Origin of the sequence: Bacillus sp. SDLI1 (assembly GCF_001553895.1) — a bacterium.
Taxonomy (GTDB): domain Bacteria; phylum Bacillota; class Bacilli; order Bacillales; family Bacillaceae; genus Bacillus; species Bacillus siamensis.
Genome location: NZ_CP013950.1, coordinates 359,433 through 368,468, shown reverse-complemented (window position 1 = coordinate 368,468; position 9,036 = coordinate 359,433). Strand labels below are relative to the sequence as shown.

The following is a 9,036-nucleotide window of genomic DNA, read 5'->3' as shown; positions in this document are numbered from 1 at the left end:
TTTTTATTTACAAAAGAGGGAGGATGATGTAGAGATGAAGGGTTTAGTCAAAGCTGCAGTTTTAACTGTTACTCTCGGTATTGGAGGCGCTTTCTATTCAAGTGATGCATCTGCACACGGGTATATAAAAGATCCCGTCAGCAGAGCGTACATGGGAGCATTAGAGAAACAAACAATGGGCTGGACGGCGGCTGCTCAGAAATATGGCTCCGTCATTGATAATCCTCAGTCTGTTGAAGGGCTGAAAGGATTTCCGGCTGCAGGTCCGCCGGATGGAAGAATTGCATCTGCAAACGGAGGATCGGGACAAATTGATTTCGGTCTGGACAAGCAGACTGCAGATTATTGGGTAAAACAGAATATACGCGGCGGCTTTAATTCTTTTACTTGGCACTACACTGCACCCCATGCGACATCAAAGTGGCACTATTATATCACCAAGAAAAATTGGAATCCGAATAAACCTTTGTCGAGGGATGAATTCGAATTAATCGGAACGGTAAACCACGATGGCTCCAAGGCAGATACGAATCTGACTCATAGGATTTTTGTGCCGACTGATCGAAGCGGTTATCATATCATTTTAGGGGTATGGGATGTCGCGGATACTTCCAATGCCTTCTATAACGTTATTGACGTAAACCTTACACAGTAATCTATGAAATGACTGATCGGCTGCATTCATGCATCGCCGATCTTTTTCGTTTGAAAGAGTTAGTTAAATGAGGAAACAGCAAAGCGCCATAATGAATTCATTATGGCGCCTTACGATCATAGAGGTAATGCTGACATGGATGCGGAGGTAAGGAGGACTCTTAATAACCGCCGAGGAAAGAAGCACCGACGATGACTAATAAAATGAATAGCACCACGATTAATGCAAAGGAGCTACCATAATCGCCCATATGATCTCACCTCCCTTAAGAGGATTAATACATATTATGCTGAATGTAAAAGTTTGATAGGGATGCTAGTTTATTTTTGAAAAAAAGTTCGTCTACATATATTTTCTTCTCACATTTCCATCTTCTAAAGGGGGAATCATAAATGCTTCCTGTAATAGAAACGGACAGACTTATTCTTAGAGAAGTTGAAAAGAAAGATGCAAAGCAAATATTTTCTTGTTTTTCAGGATGCAATCGTAACACGCTATTATGGTTTGGAACCTTTTGATTCAATGGAACAGGTAGGCGCTGTTGTTTTCATTGAGAATGCAGCGTTTCAATCAGAAGGAATTTTGAGAGGGTATATGTATCAAAACGGACAGCCCCATGATACACGTGTATATTCTATACTGAATGAGGACATTGATGAGACGCTATAAAGCAATCTTTCAGCTGCGTCTCCTGCAGAAGGAGTTTGATTGTAAGAAACGATTCCAATAATCACTAACAAGATAATCAACACAAATATGCTCCACAGAGTTATTTTTAAACATTTTGACATGACATACCCTCACTTTGAAAGACTTTACCGGATCTGTGATCGAAGACCATTTCAAGTATATTCCTTATAAAGGAGAAAAATGAGCAGTATCTCGGTGCAAAAATAAAAAAACTTGCGGTGCGCTGCCGCAAGTTTTTTCGCATTAAGGTCTGTGGCATTCAATATACTGATTATTACGATCAAAATCTTATTTAGAAATACAAATTAACAAAAACACCCGGAGTTCACCGGGTGTAAAAAGCTTTAATATATCATGTCAGCAATGTTTTTTGCATTTTCTTTTATAGACAACGATGTAATCATAATCAAGATGCTTTTTGTCTTGTTTCTTTTTCTTTTTTTGTTTAGGCTGCTTTTCTTCCTTTTCACCGTGATCATAATGTCCGTCCATGTCCATGTCCATTTCCATATTCATTTCCATATTCATATCCATGTCCATATCCATATCCATACTCATCTTCCTCCTTTTTTCATCTGACGGTAGTATTCTATGACAGAAGGAACAGATGGCTTGGACAAATGAAACGATATGCTGCAAAAGAGGCGTCTCATCTGCTATAAAAAAACAGGATCATACCCGTCCGATAGATAGGAGAGGAAATGATCCTGATATGAAAACACTATTTGATAACCGCTATTGCAATGCCGTACCCTTTTTCCGGATTGTATAAGGCCGTCAGTTTCAATACCTTCCAGCCTTCTGCGGCTTTTGTACCGATTCCGTTATGGGCCGTGATATAATCTCCCGGGTTTACCGTACTGTCGACCCGTACGTAGTGCCGGCCGCTGAGTCCGACAATATGCCATTCGTCTCTGGCGGCGCGCGCTTCATAGTCAGCTTCAAGAGCCGGACTGCAGTCTGGGTTTTGTTTCGGCACGCGTATCGTTTCTCCTGTTTCTTCGTCAGTCACATTTTCATATATGAAACCGCCGAACTCGTTTGTCAAAAAACTGCTTTGCCATCCGAAGCTTGCGGCTCCTGATATAAAAGCGGCTGTTTCTGAAATGACGCCGAGCATATAATCACCAACGTGAGCCGGCTCGATTTTTTCTCCCCTCACTGTGACGATTGTCCCGGCGGGAATCGTCTGGCCGTTTACACTTTCAAAATATTCTCCGTACCCTGACAGGGAAGAGGTGACGGCTCCGGCGAAAGTTCCGTGGCCGCCCGCTGAGTCCAGTTTCCACTTAATGGACTGATGCCCTCCGGCAACGGTGTACGGTTCTTCCAATGTAATGCTTTCTGATGACAGAATGGTTCTGGAGACTTTGCTGCCCGTAACATGGACATTGTTTGAAGCAGCGATAAATGCCCTTGAACCTTCAGAACTTGAACCTCCGGAAGAGCTGATGATCGCATTTCTGTCACCTCTTGCCGTAATATCGCCTGTGCCCGCAATAACGGCGCTTGTCGGGTTAAATGCAAAACCCGAGCTTGTCGCAAGCTGTGCGCCGCCTTTTAAATTGACGGGGATCTGCTCGTAAGTCTGTCCTTTTATAGAAGCGGCAGCGCTGTAGCCTTCCGCCTGTACGCCGAGAATGACAGCCTGGCTGTTAGGGGACGTAATGCCGACAGCACCGCCATCTCCGATCATCGTTCCATTCATAATATTTACGTTATATTGGCCTCCGCCAATTGAGATGCCTTTGGGAGAAGACTTGTAAATATCAAAATTTGAAATTTTAACATAATCGGTTTTATTTGATCCGCCGGATATATTGATGTCAACACCGGCTTGTGTAAAACCGCGTATTTTAATGCCGCTGATCGTAATATTTTGACTGCGGTATTGAAGGGCTACGACAGGATTCCCGCCATAGTCATATGAAGGATCACCAATAGCTGTGAATCCGTTTACATTTACGTTTTTATAGGCAGAGATAACCAGCGCCCTTGGAGTCACGCTGTCATAGAGAGCGTTGAAGACCGGTTCAATCGCGGTGCAGTCGGTTAAAGTAACATCATAAGCCGTCGTGCTTTCGGGGTCTGAGGCCTGATGGTGTCCGATATGACGAATATCAAACGAACGTACATCACGATACGAAACATGGCCGATAATATGAACATTTTGGGAAGCCGGCCACAGGCTGTGCGCCTTTACTTCAATTCCGCGGATATTTCCACTCGTATAGTTATTCAAAAGCCACACATGTTTAGAGCCGTCATCAATTTCAATGCCATTCGAATTTGCGCTGCCCTCGGCATGCTCTGTTCCGCGCGGGTTCCCTGAATGACAGTTGGAAATGAAAATATATTCGCTGTAATGGGTGGTAATGCCGTCGTCTCCGGCGCCGTACGCCACACAGTTATCTATCCATATATAACGGCAGCCGTCTTTCGTCCATTCTGTTTCAGGCAAATGATCATAAGCCGGGGATGTGATATCGATACCATGCAGACCTGCGTTAACCGCTTCAACATTCTTGATCCAGCCGTATTGCACATTGGCAAACGTTAAACAGCTGGAAAATTGTCCCCCGGGGTTTCGGACTCCGCATTGACGATCCGGATTCCAGTCTAGAGTCATGCCCTGGACAAAAATATTACGGTTTCCATTTTCGTAATCATCATTGGTAATAACCCATTCATATGCGGGAGTGTCCTCATGGAGTTTAATCACGGTAATCCCTTGTCCCTCACCGGAGATGGTAGTCCACGACGGAAGTTTTATTCCTTGAACCAAAAATTCTCCTGCGGGAACATTTACTTTGACGCGGCCGTTCCCGATCGCTTTCCGAAAGGCTTCCGTATTGTCCCGGCCGTCAGGGACCGCTCCGTAATCCTCCACATTCACTTCCCGGGTGATTTTATTCATAAGCATTTCGTATTCTGTATCAAGCCGTTCTTTTAAAAGTGAGGTGACCATTCCTTCCGCCGTCACCCGGGCATCTGCGATCTCAAGATTATCATCTGTTGCGGAATGCTTAATAAAATTCTGCATCCTTGCTTTGAGATGTTCCAATTCAGAGGAATGCGAAGGGTGAGACTGCAATGCGGCGTTTAAAGACGGATCAGGAAAGTTTTTAAATTGAACCATTCTAAAGACACCTCTTTCTTTTGATATGAGCGCTTGACGCAGGGGAGAACAAAAAAGCCGCGCGCCTTATGCGCTTATTCATCAAATTCTTTGTTGAGAACGAAATCCCTTTTAAAATCAGATTGAATTTCAAAAAAACGCCAATATTTCAGGTGAAAGATCAAAACTAAGAAAGTTTTTGAAAACGAGTATAAAATTCACCTTTATAAGAGTGTGTATTATAAGCGGAGCTGTCCTGTGAAAACGATAGAAAAAGATTGTTGGGAGGACGTTATGATAAGGCTGCAATATTAGCATTTTTTCTAGGCGGTTTCTGCATTCATAAGTTTTATTGAGGAAGAGTCGTACAAGGGGTTCTCTATCTTTTGTTTTGCTGGACTTCAATTCCCTCATATTTATCTCTGCTGAAGCGAAGAAGCATTTGATCAAAAGTATAATGATTATTACGACCAACAGTAATTAAAAGCCTGAGTGGGATATCCTGCTTATCGGTTTCTTCTCAATTCAGCATTTTCTTTTCTTCGCATTAAATCCTTTCCTCAGCTGCTCAGTTAAAATGGTATAATGGTGCACGGATTGGTCATTAATACGACTAAAATAGGAATCAAAAGGAGCGGCGAACATGACTTTACAAATTAAAATTAAATATTCAGATGATATACAAACGAGAATCAGTAAAATTGAACAGGGCGATTGGATCGATCTGCGGGCTGCAGAGGATATAACAATCAAAAAAGGTGAATTCAAACTTATCCCGCTCGGAGTTGCGATGGAACTGCCGGAAGGATATGAGGCCCATGTCGTTCCGCGTTCAAGTACATATAAGCATTTCGGTATTATTCAGACAAATTCAATGGGTGTCATCGATGAATCTTATAAAGGTGACAATGATTTCTGGTTTTTCCCGGCATATGCACTTCGGGATACCGATATTTCCAAGGGGGAGCGGATCTGCCAATTCAGAATCATGAAGAAAATGCCTCAAGTGGAATTGATCGAAGTGGACAAGCTCGGAAACAATGACCGCGGCGGTCTGGGATCAACAGGCACAAAATAAAACGATTAAAGACTGCTGTTAAGCAGTCTTTTTATTGATTTCGAAGCGCCAGCCGCGCTAGCATATTGATGAAGGATTTCCCGATATTCCTTCTTCAGCATTCCGTTTTTCTAGAAGATGCTCTGATGTTTTTATTCTTTAAGATGAACGGAGGTCTTGTCCAACGTATATAATATTGTGACAAAAGTGTAAACAAAAGAAAGGATGATGTTATGAAAAAAAGGGTTAGAAGAGAAGACCGTAAAGCTGCTGGCAAAGAGGCAGAGCAGAAGAAACCGTCCAAAGTCACCCTGTTCTGCCGTTCGCTTCAAAGGCTGAAGCATTTGTATTGTAACATAAACATACAATTGCCATCAATAACCAAAAAAGGAATTTTAGTTTTAATTTTATCGTTTTTGCTTCTGCCGTTTTTACGGGCTGATGCCGCTTCAGATACTTACGGCAGTTTCGAGGAATTAAAACTGCATGAGGCCCCCTCCGTTTTTTCTATTTCATCGAAAGAACATGACCCTTCTGTTCTCATATTAGCTATACACGGCGGAGGCATAGAGCCGGGGACCAGTGAGTTGGCCAGAAAAATTGCCGAAAACCGGAGCCTGTATTTATTTGAAGGGTTAAAATCAGCCGGCAATGCTGAGCTGCATTTGACCAGTTCGCATTTCGACGAACCTAAAGCCGTTCAAATGGTGAAAGAGCACTCAAATGTCATTTCATTGCACGGTTACGGCAGCGACGATAAAAAGATAAAAATCGGCGGTACAGACAGAGAACGGGCCGAACTTTTGACAGATGTGCTGAAACGGAACGGGTATCCTGCCGTTCTTCTTGGCATAAATGATAAATACGCAGGTGTCAGTCCGAACAATCTTGCCAATCACTCTTCATCCGGATTAAGTATTCAAATCGAAATGAGCACCGGTTTTAGAAAATCACTGTTTGATACTTTTACGCTTAAAAGCAGAGCGTCCACACAAAACGATACCTTTCTCCAATTCACAAAAACGATTTCTGATTTTATCAATGACAATTATAAATAAGCACGCCGCTTTTTGCCGGCGGAGCTTTTTCTTTTGAAATTTATGAAACTTTAAGTTCTTAAGATCGTATACATAACTGACAGGATGAAAGAAAAGAGGTGGGCAAATGAAAGTGATGATCGGGTCTATCATTCTTCTTGTCATCATCGGATTCGGTTTATGGCTGATGCTTAGTCCAATCTTTAAACAAGTGGGAAGCGGAGCCAAAAAATTTAAAAAGTCATGGGAGGAAAAAGATCAGCATGAGCGAAAATAAGCGGAGAAACACAAAAAAAATACTCGGCGGTGTGATTATAGGCGCAGCCCTTTTAATTGCGGGCGTTACGGCGTCATTATTTATTGAAAAAATACCGAATGGTTATGTCGGAGTTGTATATTCACCGAACGGCGGGGTAAAATCAGAAACTTTGGATCAAGGCTGGCACTTAGTCGGTTTGTTTAATAAAGTAACGGAATATCCGGTGCGTATGCAGACCGTAAATAATGAAAATATAAAAGTGGCAACCTCAGACGGTAAAAATATTGAAATGGATATCGCTTACAACTATGTTGTTCAGCCTGATAAAGTAGTCGATCTGTTTAACAAATTCGGGGCGGTAGACGTTGAAACGATTGAAAATACATATTTAAAAACAAGACTGTGGGACGCGGCGCGAAAATCAATCAGCAAATACTCGGTTATTGACACATACGGGCAAAAATCTGCAGAAGCCGCTGCCGATGTTCAAAAAAGGTTTGCTGAGGATATGAAGAACCTTGGATTTTTAATTGATGATCTGACGCTTGGCGTCCCGAAGCCGGATAAAGCCACACAGGAAGCTATTGATGCAAGAGTGAAGTCTTCACAGGAGCTTGAACGGACGCAGACTGAAATTAAAATAGCTGAAGCTGAAGCGAAAAAGAAAAAAATTGAAGCGGAAGGGATCGCTGATTATAACCAAATCATAAAAAAATCAATGTCTGATGAAATGATCAAATATAAATGGATTGAAAAATGGGACGGAAAAACACCGAAAGCGACAGGCACAGACTCACTGCTCCAGCTGCCGCTGGACGATCAGAAGCAAAAATAAAAAGAAAGGAGGCGGATGCCTCCTTTTTATGTTTTTTCTTCAGAATCTTTTTCCGGCACCAATTCTTCAGACGCCTCGGTTTGATAGCTCCATAGCGTGCTATCTGTCTCTGTTGTGTCCTGATAATCTTCGGGAAGCACATATTGCTGCAAATATCGGTGAAAAAATGCCTCAAAAACAGAAATGCAAAGTGCAGAGATAACCGATGCCGCGGCAGGAGAGACATTAAACCCGCCAATGTTCATTAGAAATATCCATAATATAATGAATGAAATTCCGAAATCAGCTGCAACGGCTGTAAAATTGCTTGTTCGCGGCAGAATCATGCAATCACCCAAAAAGTAAGTGACCAAACTTAAGATCAAGGTAATAAACAGAACGTTTAAAAAAGTTACTTGGTACATCAGATCCAGAACAATGTACAGCAAAGCAAGTGTGAGCGCCGTTTTAGAAGCGAAAGCAATTACATGTTTCATTTGAACCACCTTCGTTATTTCGTTTAGTCTTCATTGTAGGCAATCAGCAAATTTTTAAACTGGTATATAGTGGTTATGAAGTGTGCGTTTTAATAAAATGTAAATAGACATCACTATATTCACAAGTTAAAATATGTAAAAAAGGGGGGTGCAAAATTGAAAAAATGGTGGATATGTATTGCTGTTTTTTTATTATGTTTTTGCGGAGTACACTCAGCTGAAGCGGCTACCACTGGATTCGGATCAAAAACAAGCTTCATTATGGAGGGAGATGTAAAAGAGTTTTTTATTGAAAATCCGGGGGCTGTATCAGCTGATGATTACCTATTAGGATACAAGTTCACCATTGTGAACAATTCTTCATGCAATTTAAACGTGAAACTCCAGCGGATGGCGCTGAACGGAAACTTTTATACATTAAGTTCTAAAAGCTACAGCGGCAGCTGGTTAAACCTAAGTGCCCAGGACAAAAAATCAATTGATTCGTATCACAAATATAGGATTCTGATTGAAAGCTCTTCAAACGTCTGTGCATCTGTTCATATTAAAGGATTATACGGCGTGGAATATTATCATTTTGATTGAAAATAGATACCCGCAAAGGCAGCGGGTTTTTTTATGCCTCATCAAAACTTATTGTACTATGTACTAAATTTTCACAAATACAATGTAATCCGCCCGCTCCAGGTGAAGATAAATATATATCAAAATCAGCCCGCACAAATGTAAAAATTGAAAAACGGATAAAAAGTTTCCCTATAGAAACATTATTCGCTGACTTCAAAAGTGAGATTCCGGATAATAAAGATGTAAGTTTTTCCTCCTTAGCAGGTTCGTTTCTTAAGCCAGGGCGAATCTGCTCTTTTTTATGCAAAAGAAAAACCCCTTTCAGAGGGGTTTTACGATAAA

11 protein-coding genes and 2 pseudogenes are annotated in these 9,036 nt (G+C 41.6%); 8 read left to right on the top strand and 5 right to left on the bottom strand.

Translation table 11 applies throughout. From position 1 onward, the window contains the following. Positions 1-34 precede the first annotated feature (34 nt). A complete protein-coding gene (locus AUL54_RS01735) occupies positions 35-655 on the top strand; it encodes a lytic polysaccharide monooxygenase auxiliary activity family 9 protein (protein WP_060962696.1) in 621 nt (206 codons plus the stop codon). Positions 656-815: 160 nt separating this feature from the next. Here AUL54_RS01735 and AUL54_RS20370 read toward each other — a convergent pair whose 3' ends face one another. Further along, positions 816-905 (bottom strand): YjcZ family sporulation protein, encoded by a 90-nt coding sequence (locus tag AUL54_RS20370; protein WP_082761591.1) that lies wholly within the window; start codon positions 903-905, stop codon positions 816-818. A 142-nt stretch (positions 906-1,047) separates the two neighbouring features. On the opposite strand from AUL54_RS20370, the pseudogene AUL54_RS21610 reads away from it, so the two are divergent. Next, positions 1,048-1,324 (top strand): annotated as a pseudogene (locus AUL54_RS21610) (GNAT family N-acetyltransferase). 378 nt (positions 1,325-1,702) lie between these two features. On the opposite strand, the gene AUL54_RS01725 reads toward AUL54_RS21610, so the two are convergent. Together AUL54_RS01725 and AUL54_RS01720 are read right to left on the bottom strand one after the other, a co-directional pair. Continuing rightward, a complete protein-coding gene (locus AUL54_RS01725; RefSeq protein WP_060962694.1) occupies positions 1,703-1,897 on the bottom strand; it encodes a hypothetical protein in 195 nt (64 codons plus the stop codon). Between the two features lie 169 nt (positions 1,898-2,066). Further along, complete coding sequence (locus tag AUL54_RS01720) at positions 2,067-4,484, bottom strand: peptidase G2 autoproteolytic cleavage domain-containing protein (RefSeq protein ID WP_060962693.1); 2,418 nt, start codon at positions 4,482-4,484, stop codon at positions 2,067-2,069. Positions 4,485-4,741: 257 nt separating this feature from the next. Here AUL54_RS01720 and AUL54_RS21440 point away from each other — a divergent pair. From AUL54_RS21440 to AUL54_RS01705, 5 genes and pseudogenes are all read left to right on the top strand, one after another. Continuing rightward, positions 4,742-4,943 (top strand): annotated as a pseudogene (locus tag AUL54_RS21440) (TM2 domain-containing protein). Positions 4,944-5,106: 163 nt separating this feature from the next. Further along, positions 5,107-5,541: a dUTP diphosphatase gene (locus AUL54_RS01715; RefSeq protein WP_060962692.1), complete on the top strand. Its 435-nt coding sequence runs from the start codon at positions 5,107-5,109 to the stop codon at positions 5,539-5,541. A gap of 212 nt (positions 5,542-5,753) precedes the next feature. Beyond that, a complete protein-coding gene (locus AUL54_RS01710) occupies positions 5,754-6,578 on the top strand; it encodes a poly-gamma-glutamate hydrolase family protein (RefSeq protein ID WP_060962691.1) in 825 nt (274 codons plus the stop codon). Positions 6,579-6,684: 106 nt separating this feature from the next. After that, positions 6,685-6,834, top strand: coding sequence for a hypothetical protein (locus AUL54_RS21435; RefSeq protein WP_167388673.1), 150 nt, complete (start codon positions 6,685-6,687; stop codon positions 6,832-6,834). Continuing rightward, a complete protein-coding gene (locus AUL54_RS01705) occupies positions 6,821-7,651 on the top strand; it encodes a prohibitin family protein (protein WP_016935983.1) in 831 nt (276 codons plus the stop codon). Before AUL54_RS21435 ends, AUL54_RS01705 begins: the two co-directional genes overlap by 14 nt. A gap of 26 nt (positions 7,652-7,677) precedes the next feature. Here the strand turns inward: AUL54_RS01705 and AUL54_RS01700 are convergent, their stop codons facing one another. Then, positions 7,678-8,127: a YndM family protein gene (locus AUL54_RS01700; protein ID WP_060962690.1), complete on the bottom strand. Its 450-nt coding sequence runs from the start codon at positions 8,125-8,127 to the stop codon at positions 7,678-7,680. 156 nt (positions 8,128-8,283) lie between these two features. Between AUL54_RS01700 and AUL54_RS01695 the strand changes: the two genes are divergently transcribed. Beyond that, a complete protein-coding gene (locus AUL54_RS01695; RefSeq protein WP_060962689.1) occupies positions 8,284-8,712 on the top strand; it encodes a hypothetical protein in 429 nt (142 codons plus the stop codon). A 31-nt stretch (positions 8,713-8,743) separates the two neighbouring features. On the opposite strand, the gene AUL54_RS01690 is transcribed toward AUL54_RS01695, so the two are convergent. Next, on the bottom strand, positions 8,744-9,001 hold the full coding sequence (locus tag AUL54_RS01690) for a hypothetical protein (protein WP_060962688.1): 258 nt from the start codon (positions 8,999-9,001) through the stop codon (positions 8,744-8,746). Positions 9,002-9,036 lie beyond the last annotated feature (35 nt).